This window comes from Devosia honganensis, from assembly GCF_042648785.1.
Lineage (GTDB): Bacteria > Pseudomonadota > Alphaproteobacteria > Rhizobiales > Devosiaceae > Devosia > Devosia honganensis.
This window is the reverse complement of the sequence record NZ_JBHRYD010000001.1, coordinates 266,302-279,693: the sequence shown is the minus strand read 5'-3', so window position 1 is coordinate 279,693 and position 13,392 is coordinate 266,302. Positions and strand designations below refer to the sequence as shown.

The following is a 13,392-nucleotide window of genomic DNA, read 5'->3' as shown; positions in this document are numbered from 1 at the left end:
CGAACGGAGAGGGAACGGGGGCTGCTGACAGGGCAAGGCAGGAGCGATGGCGGCGAACGGCAAAAAATCCGCAAGGAAATGTCGAAGCCGGGTAGGCCCGTTCGTTATCGTCACATGAGGGCGGCGGGACCGCCAGGCTGTTTTTCGGAGGGACGGAATGAAGATCGCGGGTTGGATATTGAGCGGGCTGGTGGCGCTGTTTATTGCGGGGGCCTCGGCGGCGCCGAAGCTGTTGCAACTGGACGTGGCCATGGAGCCGATGCGGGTGGTGGGCTGGCCGGAGAAATATCTGGTGCCGATCGGGCTGATCGAGCTGGGCTGCATGGTGCTGTTCCTGATCCCGCGCACGGCACTCCTGGGCGCGGTGCTGACCATGGGCCTGCTCGGCGGGGCGCTGGCGGCCAATCTGCGGGTGGACAATCCGCTGTTCAGCCACACGCTGTTCTCGGTCTATCTGGGCATAGCGGTGTGGGCGGCGCTGTGGCTGCGCGAGGAGAGGGTGCGGGAGTTATTCCCGCTCCGGCGCTGAAAGGGCGCCGCCCGGGAGCGGCGTCCGAGCTCACTCGGCGGGGTGGGCGATGCCGTGATGGTGATGGACCGGCGCCCAGACCACCCAGGCAAACAGCAGCACACCGGCGAAGGTGATCAGCGAGGCGACGGCGACGATGGGCTCCATGGCGGTATTGCCCGATAGGAGCAGATAGAGCGCGGCGGTCATCACCACCACGCCGAGCGTATAGACGCCGTATTGCAGCATGGGCAGCAGGCCGGCGGCCTTGGTGGGGTTCAGCGCGTAATAGGTGCCGAACAGCGCGCTGGTGACCCAGCCGAGCAGATTGATATGGGCATGGGCACCAATGACGTTATGGGTGCCGCCGATGGCCATCTGCAGGCCGATGCCGATACCGGCGATCAGGAACAATATGGCGGTGCGAAAGAAATATTCGGACAAGCGGGGCATGGTCTCTCCTCCCGAAAGGCTGGTCGCCCAGTCCCCTCACGGACTGAGTCCAGGGAGGCGCAAAATATGCCTGTCGAGCCCCGAAATCCATCGGAATCGAGGCGAATGCCTCAGTAGAGGCGGATGGAGGACACGTTGCGGCTGAGAAACCGGTTCAGCACCGGCTGGTCGGCGGCGATGCGCTCGCAATAGGACTGGAAGAAGCGGTCGCGGCAGACGGCGGCGCTGGTTCCGGTGACGACGCGGACCGAGCCGATGCGGTTGTCCCAGCCCAGCATCGCCAGATCCGGGAAGACCTGGCCGGTGGCGGCACAAAAGGAACGGCCGCTGAAATGGCTGCCCTCGTAAAAGCACATCTCCCCGCCGGCGAGATCGGGACGCGGCGCGGTGGGATCGAGCAGCGGCCAGGCCGGGTCCTTGCCGAAGTCGATGGCGCCGTTGCGCGTCCAGCCCCGGCCGCCCGGGCCGTCGACATTGCACCACAGCTTCTGGCAGCGCAGGATCTTGATGGCGAGCTTGCCGGCGATCTCGCCGGTGACCGGATAGTGATCGCCGGGGCCGCTATGCAGCACCAGGGCGGCGCGGCTCCAGCCATGACTGCCGGCGGGGGAAAGGGCGAGGGCGGGGATGCCGGGCAGCAAAGCCAGGGCGAAGGCGAGTCCGAAGGCCAGAAATGCGCGCATGGGCGAGAATCCGCTTGAGGAAGCCGGACCGAGGTTAGCCCGGCGCGGCGCCGGATGCAAAGCAAAGCGCCGCCCCCAAGGGGACGGCGCTGGCGGCGAGGCCGGATCAGCGGATGCGGATCGAGGCGATGTAGTCGTCGAAATCGCCCAGCGAGGAGGCGCTGGTGGTGTAATTGCGGCAGCTGCGGAAATTGGTCTGCGAGCAGACCTGCACGTTCAGCCGGCCACGGTTCTCGAGCGAGGAGATGCGGTCGGTCCACCGGCGCAGGTCGCGGATGGATTCGCCCCGGCTCATGCAGAAGCTGTCGCCGCGGAACTGGGTGCGGTCGTAAAAGCATACCTCGTCGCGCGAGACGACGGGCGGACGCGGGCCGGGACGCGGCGGCTGGGCCTGATTGCCCACGCCGATGCTGATCTGCGGGCCGCCGGGGCCGCCAATGGTGAAGCCGAAGGAAATGCCGGGATCGCGGGGATTGACCGGACGGCCATTGGCGCTGAGATAGCTGGCCGAGACCCAGCCATCGGCGCCGGGCTTGACGACATAGCACCAGGACCCCTGGCAGCGCTGGACGTCGACCTGCTGGCCGCGGCGCAGCGTATCGACCACGGCATAGCCGGTGCCCGGACCCGAGCGCACATTGACATTGCTGGTGGCGGTGCCCGGGGCCGCCTGGGCGGCGGGCAGGAACATCACCACGGCGGCGGCAACGACGGCCACGCCGGTGGCCAGGTTGAGAAGTTTCTTGCGGATCTGACGGTGCATGACGTGCTCCCTTTACACAGGACTGCCGGTCCCGAATGCCGGGACGACCCTTGCGGCAGCCCTGCCGGCTGTTTGTAACTCCAGAAACGGCATCGGCACAAAAAGAGTTCCGACAGGGGTTTCCGGCCTCTGGCGTCCGTTTTTCGAAACGCCGATGGGATGCACAAAAGCAGGGACAGGCTGAACGCAGCCTGAACGGCCGGTTCAGGCGGGCGGGATGGGGCTCTTGCGGCCGGCCTCGTCGAGCGAGACATAGACGAAGCGCGCCTCGGTGACCTTCTGGCGATCGTCGAGCATGTTGCGGCGCACCCAGGCCTCGAGGCCGATGGTGATGGAGGTGGTGCCGATGCGCTCGATGGCGGTATAGACGCAGAGCACGTCGCCGACCTTGACCGGGGCGATGAAGGTCATGGCCTCCACCGCCACGGTGACGACGCGCCCCCGGACCCGCTCGATGGCCGCGATGGCGCCGGCGATGTCCATCTGGCTCATCACCCAGCCGCCGAAGATGTCGCCGGCGGGATTGGCGTCGGCGGGCATGGCGAGGGTGCGGATGGTCAACTCGCCCCGGGGTTCGGCGGTAGCGGTGGGCATGGTCAGGGTCCTTTCACCGGCCAGCGGCCGACGGCTTCCTCCCAGTGCCGGCGGCAGAGGGACAGATAGACGGATTTTTCGATCGATACCTGGTCGCCATCGGTGAGCACGCGTCCGTCGGCATCCTGCCGGACCACCATGGTGGCCTTGGCGCCGCAGGTGCAGATGGTGCGGATCTCGCGCAAAGTGTCGGCGATGGCGAGCAGTTCCATGGAGCCGGGAAAGAGCCGACCCTGAAAATCGGTGCGCAGGCCGTAGCACATGACGGGGATGCCGAGCCGGTCGGCGACGCGGGCCAGTTGCCAGACCTGCTCGCGGGTGAGGAACTGGGCCTCGTCCACCAGCACGCAATCGACCCGGGATTCCTCGTGGGCGTCGCGGATCGACTGATAGAGGTCGTCATTGGCGCCATAGAGCGCGGCGGGCTCGGCGATGCCGATGCGCGAGGAGATGGCGCCCCGGCTGTCCCCGGCGTAAAGGGCGGAGGTATAGAGCAGCGGCCGCATGCCGCGCTCGCGGTAATTATAGGCGGCCTGAAGCAGCAGGGTGGACTTGCCAGCATTCATCGCCGCATAGGAAAAATAGAGCTTGGCCATGATCGCGCCCGGTATATCGCTTCCGTTGTGCCGCAGGACAAGCCGGGGGGCGAGCGCCAAACCGGCGCGCTCCACAAAAAAGAGGCCGCCCGCAGGCGGCCAGGGCCGATCTTCTCGGTGGGAAGGCCGGGGGTTGGCGGGCCGGGCCTTCGGGTGCCGCGCGTCGGAGACGCGGGGGCGGGGCCGGCCAGGGGTGGGCCGGACGAAACCATGTTAGCGGCACAGGATGACAGGGTGGTGACAAGGCCCGTTCAGCTTCGGTTCAGCGGCGGCGGCGCAGAACGCCATCCAGCCCAGGAGCGCCGGACGATCCGATGCCATCGGATCGAGCGCTCCATCTGTTTATGATCGCATCGGATCAGTCCGAAAGCCGCTTCGCACTTTCGGTTCGATGCCCAGTCACGGGAGCGTAACGACATGACCGGTTTTGCCCGCACCGCCCTTGCGGCCATTCTCAGCCTCGCCACCCTGCTGCCGGCAGCGGCCTCGCCGGTCGGCCTGTGGGAAATCGAGATGCGGGATTCGCGCTACGACGTGACCATGTGCGGCGACGGCACCCAGCTCTGCGCGGAACTGGTGTGGCTGGGGAACGGCGCGGACAGCCCGGAAAACCTGCCCTACATGAATACGCTGCTGATCGACCATGCGCGCCAGACGCGGGCGAACCAGTGGAAGGGCGAGCTGCATATCTACGGGCAGCGCGCGGCCGGGACCATCACCCAGGTCGGCGCCGACCAGATCACGCTCAAGGGATGCGTCGCCTTCGTGATCTGCAAGACCTACCAGATGTATCGCTACGCCCCGAAATAGGCGCCGGCCCCGGCTCTCGCTCTAATTGGCGATGCGCGGCTCGTGCGCCTTGCGGCGGGCCAACAGGGGCGGAATGGTTTCCACCAGCAGGATGGCGGCGAAGATGAGGGTGGCGCCGGCATAGCCCACCATGGGCAGGCGCTCCCCCAGCAGCAGCGCGCCGCCCAGCGCCGCGAACAGGCTTTCGGCCGACAGGATGATGGCCGCATTGGCCGGCGGCACGTGCTGCTGGCCGATGGCCTGGAGGGTGAAGCCGACGGCGGTGGAGAGCACCGCCGCATAGGCAATCTCCACCCAGCCGGCGCCGATCGAGGCCAGTTGCGGCGCTTCGGTGCCCAGGGCAATGAGGCTGGCGGCGCTGCCGGCGGCCAGGAAGCTGATGCAGGAGACGAAGACCGGCAGGCCGGTCAGCCGCGCCACATGGCCCAGCAGGATGACGTGCATGGCCCAGAAGACGGCGCTGCCCACGATGAGCCAGTCGCCGCCATTGAAGCTGTCGAGCCCGCCGCCATTGAGATAGTAGATGCCCACCAGCGCCAGCGGCACGCCGACGAAAATGATCGGGTGGGGACGCGTACGGAACAGGGCGAAGCCCAGCAGCGGCACGAAGAAGACGTAAAGCCCGGTGAGAAAGCCGCCATTGGTCGCGGTGGTGGTGGCGAGGCCCGCCTGCTGCAGCCAGGAGCCGAGGAAGAACACCGTGCTCATGGCGGCGATGAAGGACCAGTGGCTGGCGGTAAGCCGTATCGGCCGGCGGCGGCGCTCGTGCAGCGCCAGCGGCAGGACCAGCAGGCCGCCAATGAGGAAGCGGACGCCGGCGAAGGTCAACGGCCCCATGCTGTCCATCGCCGATTTCTGAGCGATGAAGGCGAAGCCCCAGAACATGGTGCATACAATGAGCAGGAAGGAAGCGAACGAGCGGGACATGGCGGGCCTTGGTGAACGACGACAGGAGCCGTAGCCTTCAACCGGGGCGGACGGCAAGGGGAAGCGTGCAAGTGTCGCGGCACGAACCGGGGCCATGCGGCTGGCGGAGCCGGGGCAACGATGGCATTCTCGTCCGGCGCGCAGAACCGCCTGCCCCTCCCAGGCGTTCGGAAACAAGATCGACAGGATATATATCGATGGCCGATGAAAATCTGGACGAAAAGCCGACATGGCCTGCCATCTGGCGCGGCATCAAGTGCAAGTGCCCGCGATGCGGCAAGGCCTGGCTGTTCCACCACTATATCGAGCAGGTCGATGCGTGCCCGGTATGCGGCGAGCCGCTCGCTTACTACAAGGTGGGCCTGTTTCTGCCGCTGATCGTCATCACCATCATGGTTCACATCATCGCCTTCACGATGCTGCAGATGGAACTGAGCGGAAACTCCAATCCGCTGGTCTATCTATATGTGCTGGTACCGCTGTCGGGCGTCCTTTCGCTCGCGCTCCTGCCGCCGGCCAAAGGCGGGCTCATCGGGTTGATGTGGGCCAAGGGGTGGAGCGACGAGCAGGACCGCTAAAAGCGTTTCCTGACCATCGGAACCGGGGCCATGAACCTCGGGCTCCCAGAAGTGAACGCGGCAGGCTCTTTGTGAACGACGGCGCCGGAACGCTTGCCCGCCTGCGGGATTGCGGTGGTGCCGGGGCTGGCGCCCTGGCTTGTTCACGAAAGGAACCATCATGCCTAACAGCAACAACAATCGTGGCGGGAGCCACGAGCAGCACGTTCGCGCTGGCCAGCAGAGCCACAAGAACGACGATATGCGCCAAGCGGGGAGCCGGGACGACCAGCAGCAGTCCTCGCGTGGCGGCACGCATGAACAGCACGTCAAGGCGGGGCAGCAAAGTCACAAGAAAGACTGACCCGCCCGCCGGCTGGAGGGCCTTACGGGCCCTCCAGGCCGTTGCAGCGAAAGGATGCCATCATGAACGACAAGAAACCCAAACCGCCCCCGGAGGAGACCCGGCCCGGCAAGCAGCAGGACGACAATATCGACGATCTGGGCCGCCGGCCGGACGGGTCGCGGCAGGAACAGCCGGCAAAAGGGACACCGACGAGATAGGCCGCATCAAGGCCGCCTCGGGGGATGGGCGCATGACGGACTATAGGATCGATCCGTTTCCGCGGATCGAGGAGTTGGACGCGCTGTGGCGCCGGGCCTGGGGCGGGCCGGTCGCCGCAGGCTATGGGGCGGTGCTGGAGCGCAGCCTGGCCCATGTCGGGGCGTGGGAGGAGGGAAGGCTGGCAGGCTTCGTCAATGTCGCCTGGGACGGCGGCGTCCACGCCTTCATCCTCGACACTTGCGTCGATCCCGATGTCCGGCGGCAGGGCATCGGCACGCAGATGATGCGGCTGGCGATCACGGTGGCGCGCGAGCGCGGCGCCGAGTGGCTGCATGTCGACTATGAGCCGCATCTCGACGCTTTCTATACCGGCTGCGGCTTCAGGCCGACCCTGGCCGGCCTGATCCGGCTCCGGCCGGCGCAAGGCTGAGGGTACGCTCAGCCCGAGATATATTCGCGCAGGGCTTCGGCTTCCTGCTCCACCTGCTCGATCTTCTGCTTCACCACGTCGCCGATGGAGACGATGCCGACCAGCCTGCCGTCCTCGATGACGGGCATGTGGCGGACGCGGCGGTTGGTCATGCGCTCCATGACATCCTCGATCGGGGTCGTGCGCTCGCAGCTCACCAGGTCCCGGCTCATGCAGGCGCCGATGACCATGCCGAGCGTGGTGGACGGGGTGCGGCCGAGCTGCCGGACGATATCGCGCTCGGAAAGGATGCCGGTGACCCTGCCATCGGCGCTGCGGATCACCACGGCACCGATATTATGGGCGTTGAGCAGGGCGACGGCGTCGGCGAGGGTGCCGGTTTCGGGAAGGGTGTGCACCGCGACACCCTTGGTCTGCAAGATGGTCTCTACGTGCATGGGCCTGTCCTCCTTGCCATGGGAGTGTGGACCCCGGCCGGAGCGGCGGCAATAGGCCTTAAGTCATAAGAAAAAGGCCGGCGCGGGGCCGGCCGAGTTTCGTCAGGAGGCAAGCGGGACAGTCGCTCAATCCCGGGCCCGGCCGGACGACCAGTCGGTGGACCGGACGCGCCGGGCGGGGGATTGGGCCGGCAGGGTGCCGCGCCGCACGAAGCGCGCGACTTCGAAGAGCAGGACCAGGAGCAGCAGGGTGAGCGGCACCATGAAGACCGCCACCTGCGTATCGGGCTGGCCGGCAAAATGCGCCGCCCGGGCGGGAGAAACGCCGGCAATGAGCGCTGCCGCCGTGCCAAGGCCCACTGAAAGCGCGCCCAGAAGGGCAACCAGCCTGAATGTCTTGCGCCTGGGGGACGTGGATATGTGCATGGGATCGACGTCTATCCTCGCTTCGCTGCCGGAACGCCGCGCGGTAGGCCCGGTTGGCCTTCCTCGCTCGACGCTCGGGTAGAGGACCATGTCAATGCGGTTCGACTGTGAAGCAAAAGCGGACAGTGCCGGGCCATTCCGGGGCCGAACTGTGGCGCCCGGGGCCGGGTGGCTGGAATCGCGATTTCACTTTTTTGCGCAATGCTCTAAACCCGAGCCCACTTGAAAGCGGGAGACAGGCAATGGGGTTTCTTTCGGAGGCGCTGGGGCGCGTGGCGCCGTCGGCGACGGTGGCGATCAGTCAGAAGGCGCGGGTGATGGCGGCCGAGGGCCGGGACGTCATCGCGCTCAGCGCCGGCGAGCCGGATTTCGACACGCCGGAAAATGTGCGCAATGCCGCCAAGAAGGCGATGGACGAGGGCAAGACCCGCTACACTAATGTCGACGGCATAGCCGAGCTCAAGGAAGCGGCGGCGGCCAAGTTCCGCCGCGACAACGGCCTCGAGGTCACGGCGGCGGACTGTTTCGTCGGCTCGGGCGGCAAGCAGATCATCTTCAACGCGCTGATGGCGACGCTCAATCCCGGCGACGAGGTGGTGGTGCCGGTGCCCTATTGGGTGAGCTATCCCGAAATCGTACGGCTGTGCGGGGCCGAGCCGGTCTTTGCGGTGGCCGATGCCTCGACCGGTTTCAAGCTCAAGCCGGAGGCGCTGGAGGCGGCGATCACGCCCCGGACCAAATGGCTGATCCTCAACACGCCCTCCAACCCCACGGGGGCGGCCTATTCGGACGAGGAGCTCAAGGCCCTGGCGGCGGTGCTGATGCGCCACCCCCATGTCCACATCCTGACCGACGACATTTACGAGGTGCTGGTCTATGACGGCCGCCGCTTCGCCACCATTGCCGGGGTGGAGCCGGAATTGCAGCCCCGGACGCTGACCATGAACGGGGTCAGCAAATCCCACGCCATGACCGGGTGGCGGATCGGCTATTGCACCGGCCCCAGGCCGCTGCTGGCGGCGATGACCAAGCTGCAGGGACAATCGACCACCAATGCCGCCTCCATTTCGCAATGGGCGGCGGTGGAGGCGCTGAATGGGCCGCAGGATTTCCTCGGGGAATGGCGCCAGGTGTTCCAGCAGCGGCGCGACATGGTGGTGGCCGGGCTCAATGCCAATACCGGGCTCGACTGCCTGGTGCCGGAAGGGGCGTTTTACGTGTTCCCCTCCTGCCAGCGGCTGCTGGGCAAGACAAGCGCGGGCGGGGCGATGCTGGCGACCGACGAGGACTTCGTCATGGCGCTGCTGGAGGAAACCGGGGTGGCGCTGGTGCATGGCACCGCCTTCGGCCTGCCCGGGCATTTCCGCCTCAGCTACGCCGCCGGCAATGCGGAACTGGAAGAGGCGATAAAGCGCATCCAGGCTTTTTGCGCGGGGATCGCGTAGCGGGAGCAAGGCCGGAAAACAAAGGCCCCGCCCGAGGGGATGGGCGGGGCCAGAGGTCTTCGGCCGGGGCCGCTGACCTTGGAGAAGGCAGGTCACCACGAACCCGCCGTTGGCCGGAGTATCGGGCGGCGGCGGCAGAAGCGCAAACGCGCAATGGGAAGTGCTGCCATGCAGAATTGACGGCACCGGCAAAAAAAGAGGCTCCAACCGAAGTTGGAGCCTTATTGATAGGGCCGAAGCCAAATCGAAAGTAATGGCCCGGGCGCAAGGGAGGAGGATAGCGCCGGGGCCAGAGGGCATCCACCGAGGGAGGAGGAGTACGGTGTCAGCCCAATTGTCGGGCAACGCGGGTCCGAGGGAGGAGGAACGGAGCGGCGTCGCAGCGACAAAGCGAATATAGGTTTTGACCCTTCGGTCAGCAATAGACGGCTCGTCATGTCAGCCATGCATTTCGCACAGCGGCAATCTGGCCGTCGGAGTGACAAACGCGATCGCGCCGGCCCGGTTCCCGAAGGCGCAAAAAAAAGGCCCCGTCCGAAGACAGGGCCTGATCGATCGGCAGAGCCGGATCGTAAGTGGGGGCAGAGAGCAGGGAGGAGGATAGCGCTCTGCCACGAGCTTCGGACCCAAGGGAGGAGGAGAAGGTCCCAAGCTCAGTGTTGCGATACGCAGGTCCGAAGGGAGGAGGAGATCGGAGTGCGCCTCAACAACAACGCCAATATGAACTCTACCGACTTAATCGACAATCCCTTCACTGACATGTCAGCCATGCATTTTTGCCGGGCGCGGCCATGCCGGCAAAAAGAAAAAGGCCCCGCTCGAGGGGAGAGCGGAGCCCAAGGGGGCAGGCAGAGCCTGCCAGGAGGGAACGCAGCGGACGCAAGGGAGGGAGGAGAAACATCCGCTGTGCTGTGGGCCATATATGAGCGGATCCCCCTTCTGCCAACCGCCATTGAGGCATGCCAGCCATGCCCTGGGTGCATGGCGGGGCGAATCTTCGAGCAAATTCAATGGCCTGATTTGGCGCCGCACCGCGTCGGGCACGGGAACGTCCGGTGAAGGGCACGGATTCCGGCTGACAGTGAAAAGCTCTAGAGGCTTTCATGTTTTGACGGAATCGGCGCCCAGCGCTCCCTCCCCCTTGAGGGGAGGGTTGGGGAGGGGGTGGGTTTGGCGGAGCACCGAAGGACCCCCACCCCCGACCCCTCCCCTCAAGGGGGAGGGGAGCAAGAAGGCACGGACACCGGCTGACAGTGAAAAGCTCTAAAAGCTCCACTCGCGGGCCTTGGAGACCAGGAAGTCGCGGAAGACGCCGACGCGCTTGGAGTTCTTGAGCGCGGGGGGATAGACGAAGAAGGCTTCGTAGGCGGGCAGCTCGATCTCGGGCATGACCTGGACGAGGCTGTCCTCCTGGTCGGTGACATAGGCGGGCAGCATGGCGATGCCGATGCCGGCCCGGCAGGCCTGCAGCATGCCGTAGATGGCGTTGACCTTGAGCACGGCGCGGCGCGGGTTGGAATCGGGACGGCCCATGCGCTCGAGATAGTTGATGTCGCCCAGATAGGACGGCACCGGCTCGCCAAAGCTGATGATGCGGTGATCGTCCAGCTCGTCGGCGGTGGTGGGCGTGCCGTGCTCGTCGAGATAGGACCGGCTGGCGTAGAAATGGTTGTGGACGGTGAACAGCTTGCGCTGGATCATCTCCGACTGGTTGGGCCGGTGCAGGCGGATGGCCACGTCGGCCTCGCGCATGGCCAGGTCCAGCTCGGCGTCGTTGAGGCGGATCTCGAGCTGGATCTGCGGGTAGAGCTTGAGGAATTCATCGAGCCGCGAGCTGAGCCAGGTCGAGCCGATGCCCACGGTGGTGGTGACGATGAGCGGGCCGGTGGGCGTGTCCTGGCTCTCGGACATCTGCGTCTCGACCTGCTGCAATTCCCAGTGCATCCGGTGCGCGGTGCGGAAAAGCTGCTCGCCCACCTCGGTGAGCACGAGGCCCCGCGCATGGCGGATGAAGAGCTTGAGCCCCAGATCGTCCTCGAGCGCCGAAATCTGCCGGCTGACCGCCGACTGGCTCATGCCGAGCCGTTCGGCGGCGTGGGTGAAACTGCCCGACTCAGCGGCGGTATGGAATATCCGGAGCTTGTCCCAGTCGAGCAATCTCATGGCGCTTTTACCTTAATCAGCCAGGTCGAACGATAACGCCGGCCCCGGGGCGCCGCAGGCCCCGACGAAGGGGCGGTGCGCCATTTTCTCTTGATCCCGTCGCGACTTGCGAAAAACCGCCTCCCGCGTCCGATGCTCTAGGCGATGGCCACGCGGGAATTATGACAGGGGCGGGTTTTGCTCGGGTCATGACGTCGCAGCCTATTCCGCGGCCTCGGCCAGTTCGTGTTCGGCCAGGAACCGTTCGGCGTCGAGCGCGGCCATGCAGCCCATGCCGGCGGCGGTGACGGCCTGGCGGTAGACGTCGTCGGTGACGTCGCCGGCGGCGAAGACGCCCGGAATATTGGTCTGCGTCGTGCCGGGCTTGACCAGCAGATACCCGCCCGGCTTCATGTCGAGCTTGCCGGCGAAGATGGAGGTCGCCGGCGCGTGGCCGATGGCGACGAAGACGCCATCCACCTTCTGCTCATAGGTCTGCCCGGTGACGCGGTCGCGCAGGGTGACGGCATTGACCGAAGGCGGCATGGGCGTGCCGCCGACTTCCACCACTTCGGTGTTCCAGCGCACCTCGATCTTGGGATTCTTGAACAGGCGCTCCTGCAGGATGCGCTCGGCGCGCAACTCGTCGCGGCGATGCACGAGGATGACCTTTTCGGCGAAATTGGTGAGGAACAGGGCTTCCTCGACGGCGGTATTGCCGCCGCCCACCACCAGCACCTGCTTGCCGCGATAGAAGAAGCCGTCGCAGGTGGCGCAGGCGGAAACGCCGAAACCCTGGAATTTCTGCTCGGAGGGCAGGCCCAGCCATTTGGCCTGGGCGCCGGTGGCGATGATGAGGCTGTCGCAGGTATAGGTGTCGCCGCTGTCGCCATACAGCACGAAGGGGCGGCGGTCGAGATCGACCGCGGTGATGACGTCGTTGACCATGCGGGTGCCGACATGTTCGGCCTGCGCCTTCATCTGGTCCATGAGCCAGGGCCCCTGGATGACGTCGGCGAAGCCGGGATAATTCTCGACATCGGTGGTGATGGTGAGCTGGCCGCCGGGCTGGAGCCCGTGGATCATCACCGGCTCGAGCATGGCGCGCGCCGCATAGATGGCAGCGGAATATCCGGCCGGGCCGGAACCGATGATGATGACTTTCGCGTGCATCGCGACGCTTCTCCAAAAACGAGACGAAAGCTCCCTCGCCCCTTAGTTAAGGGACGAAGCGGCAAGGTTTCAAGGCAAACCCGCCATCGCCGCGATAGAGGGAAGCAGGGGGAAGCGGGAAAAAACGGATATCGCGGCAGGCCGCAAGGCTTTTCGCCCGGGCCCGCCGCTCATCGAGGGCAGGCCCGGGCGAAGCGTTTGGTGTGGAAAAGCCGGCGGGCGACGTCCGGCCCGGGTTCAGATGTAGCGGATCTTGACGATCTCGTAGCTGCGCGAGCCGCCCGGGGCGGCGACCTCGAACGAATCGCCCTCCTGCTTGCCGATCATGGCGCGGGCGATGGGCGAGGAAATCGAGATGCGCCCGGCCGAGGCGTCGGCCTCCGGATCGCCCACGACCTGGTAGGTCTTTTCCTCTTCGGTGTCCTCGTCGAGAAAGGTGACGGTGGCGCCGAACTTGACCGTGTCGCCGGCGAGCTTGGAAACGTCGATGATCTCGGCGAGCGCCAGCACCGCCTCGAGCTCCTGGATGCGGCCTTCGTTGAGGCTCTGCTGTTCCTTGGCGGCGGAATATTCGGCGTTTTCCGAAAGATCGCCATGGGCGCGGGCTTCGGAAATGGCGTCGATGATCCGGCGGCGCTCATTCGAGGTGCGGTGCTCGTATTCGGCGGCAAGGGTCTGATGGCCCTGAACCGTTATCGGGATCTTGTCCATTTTCGTGCTGCCTCCAATCGGCTCGGCAAAAAATACGTCTGCGCGCGGCCGTTCTTCCAGGGCCGCGACGCGCCAAATTCCTGATTGCCGGTAAGCGCCGCTGCCGGCGTTCCGACGTGGTGTCTCCCGCCAAACTTCGTTCGGCCACCGCTTCACGATAAGTTTTGAGGAA

18 protein-coding genes are annotated in these 13,392 nt (G+C 65.8%); 7 read left to right on the top strand and 11 right to left on the bottom strand.

Annotated features, from left to right (window positions below):
* Positions 1–157: 157 nt before the first annotated feature.
* Positions 158–529, top strand: a complete 372-nt coding sequence (locus ACFOOL_RS01335; protein WP_380094173.1) for a DoxX family protein — start codon at positions 158–160, stop codon at positions 527–529.
* A 30-nt stretch (positions 530–559) separates the two neighbouring features.
* On the opposite strand, the gene ACFOOL_RS01330 is transcribed toward ACFOOL_RS01335, so the two are convergent.
* From ACFOOL_RS01330 to ACFOOL_RS01310, 5 genes are all read right to left on the bottom strand, one after another.
* Positions 560–961: a hypothetical protein gene (locus tag ACFOOL_RS01330; RefSeq protein WP_380094171.1), complete on the bottom strand. Its 402-nt coding sequence runs from the start codon at positions 959–961 to the stop codon at positions 560–562.
* A 110-nt stretch (positions 962–1,071) separates the two neighbouring features.
* On the bottom strand, positions 1,072–1,644 hold the full coding sequence (locus ACFOOL_RS01325; RefSeq protein ID WP_380094169.1) for a peptidase inhibitor family I36 protein: 573 nt from the start codon (positions 1,642–1,644) through the stop codon (positions 1,072–1,074).
* Positions 1,645–1,750: 106 nt separating this feature from the next.
* Positions 1,751–2,407, bottom strand: a complete 657-nt coding sequence (locus ACFOOL_RS01320; RefSeq protein WP_380094168.1) for an SH3 domain-containing protein — start codon at positions 2,405–2,407, stop codon at positions 1,751–1,753.
* Positions 2,408–2,611: 204 nt separating this feature from the next.
* Positions 2,612–3,001, bottom strand: coding sequence for an acyl-CoA thioesterase (locus tag ACFOOL_RS01315; RefSeq protein WP_380094166.1), 390 nt, complete (start codon positions 2,999–3,001; stop codon positions 2,612–2,614).
* A 2-nt stretch (positions 3,002–3,003) separates the two neighbouring features.
* Positions 3,004–3,597: a thymidine kinase gene (locus ACFOOL_RS01310; RefSeq protein ID WP_380094164.1), complete on the bottom strand. Its 594-nt coding sequence runs from the start codon at positions 3,595–3,597 to the stop codon at positions 3,004–3,006.
* A gap of 417 nt (positions 3,598–4,014) precedes the next feature.
* On the opposite strand from ACFOOL_RS01310, the gene ACFOOL_RS01305 reads away from it, so the two are divergent.
* The gene (locus ACFOOL_RS01305; protein ID WP_380094163.1) at positions 4,015–4,407 is read left to right on the top strand and encodes a hypothetical protein; all 393 of its coding nucleotides are present in this window, start codon (positions 4,015–4,017) and stop codon (positions 4,405–4,407) included.
* 21 nt (positions 4,408–4,428) lie between these two features.
* On the opposite strand, the gene ACFOOL_RS01300 is transcribed toward ACFOOL_RS01305, so the two are convergent.
* On the bottom strand, positions 4,429–5,334 hold the full coding sequence (locus ACFOOL_RS01300; RefSeq protein ID WP_380094161.1) for a DMT family transporter: 906 nt from the start codon (positions 5,332–5,334) through the stop codon (positions 4,429–4,431).
* Positions 5,335–5,531: 197 nt separating this feature from the next.
* Between ACFOOL_RS01300 and ACFOOL_RS01295 the strand changes: the two genes are divergently transcribed.
* The 4 genes from ACFOOL_RS01295 (at position 5,532) to ACFOOL_RS01280 (ending at position 6,886) form a co-directional block, all read left to right on the top strand.
* On the top strand, positions 5,532–5,912 hold the full coding sequence (locus ACFOOL_RS01295) for a DUF983 domain-containing protein (RefSeq protein ID WP_380094160.1): 381 nt from the start codon (positions 5,532–5,534) through the stop codon (positions 5,910–5,912).
* Positions 5,913–6,072: 160 nt separating this feature from the next.
* Positions 6,073–6,255 (top strand): hypothetical protein, encoded by a 183-nt coding sequence (locus ACFOOL_RS01290; RefSeq protein ID WP_380094158.1) that lies wholly within the window; start codon positions 6,073–6,075, stop codon positions 6,253–6,255.
* A gap of 62 nt (positions 6,256–6,317) precedes the next feature.
* Positions 6,318–6,455, top strand: coding sequence for a hypothetical protein (locus tag ACFOOL_RS01285; protein WP_380094156.1), 138 nt, complete (start codon positions 6,318–6,320; stop codon positions 6,453–6,455).
* Between the two features lie 32 nt (positions 6,456–6,487).
* On the top strand, positions 6,488–6,886 hold the full coding sequence (locus tag ACFOOL_RS01280) for a GNAT family N-acetyltransferase (RefSeq protein ID WP_380094154.1): 399 nt from the start codon (positions 6,488–6,490) through the stop codon (positions 6,884–6,886).
* 8 nt (positions 6,887–6,894) lie between these two features.
* On the opposite strand, the gene ACFOOL_RS01275 is transcribed toward ACFOOL_RS01280, so the two are convergent.
* Together ACFOOL_RS01275 and ACFOOL_RS01270 are read right to left on the bottom strand one after the other, a co-directional pair.
* Positions 6,895–7,323, bottom strand: a complete 429-nt coding sequence (locus ACFOOL_RS01275; protein ID WP_380094153.1) for a CBS domain-containing protein — start codon at positions 7,321–7,323, stop codon at positions 6,895–6,897.
* 126 nt (positions 7,324–7,449) lie between these two features.
* Complete coding sequence (locus ACFOOL_RS01270) at positions 7,450–7,749, bottom strand: hypothetical protein (RefSeq protein ID WP_380094152.1); 300 nt, start codon at positions 7,747–7,749, stop codon at positions 7,450–7,452.
* Between the two features lie 242 nt (positions 7,750–7,991).
* On the opposite strand from ACFOOL_RS01270, the gene ACFOOL_RS01265 reads away from it, so the two are divergent.
* Positions 7,992–9,194: a pyridoxal phosphate-dependent aminotransferase gene (locus ACFOOL_RS01265; protein ID WP_380094151.1), complete on the top strand. Its 1,203-nt coding sequence runs from the start codon at positions 7,992–7,994 to the stop codon at positions 9,192–9,194.
* Positions 9,195–10,457: 1,263 nt separating this feature from the next.
* Here ACFOOL_RS01265 and ACFOOL_RS01260 read toward each other — a convergent pair.
* The 3 genes from ACFOOL_RS01260 to greA form a co-directional block, all read right to left on the bottom strand.
* Positions 10,458–11,357 carry a LysR family transcriptional regulator gene (locus ACFOOL_RS01260; RefSeq protein ID WP_380094149.1) on the bottom strand — a complete coding sequence of 300 codons (900 nt, stop codon included), beginning with the start codon at positions 11,355–11,357 and terminating at the stop codon, positions 10,458–10,460.
* A gap of 201 nt (positions 11,358–11,558) precedes the next feature.
* The gene (gene trxB / locus ACFOOL_RS01255; protein ID WP_380094147.1) at positions 11,559–12,509 is read right to left on the bottom strand and encodes a thioredoxin-disulfide reductase; all 951 of its coding nucleotides are present in this window, start codon (positions 12,507–12,509) and stop codon (positions 11,559–11,561) included.
* Positions 12,510–12,746: 237 nt separating this feature from the next.
* A complete protein-coding gene (gene greA, locus ACFOOL_RS01250) occupies positions 12,747–13,220 on the bottom strand; it encodes a transcription elongation factor GreA (protein ID WP_380094146.1) in 474 nt (157 codons plus the stop codon).
* Positions 13,221–13,392: the final 172 nt, after the last annotated feature.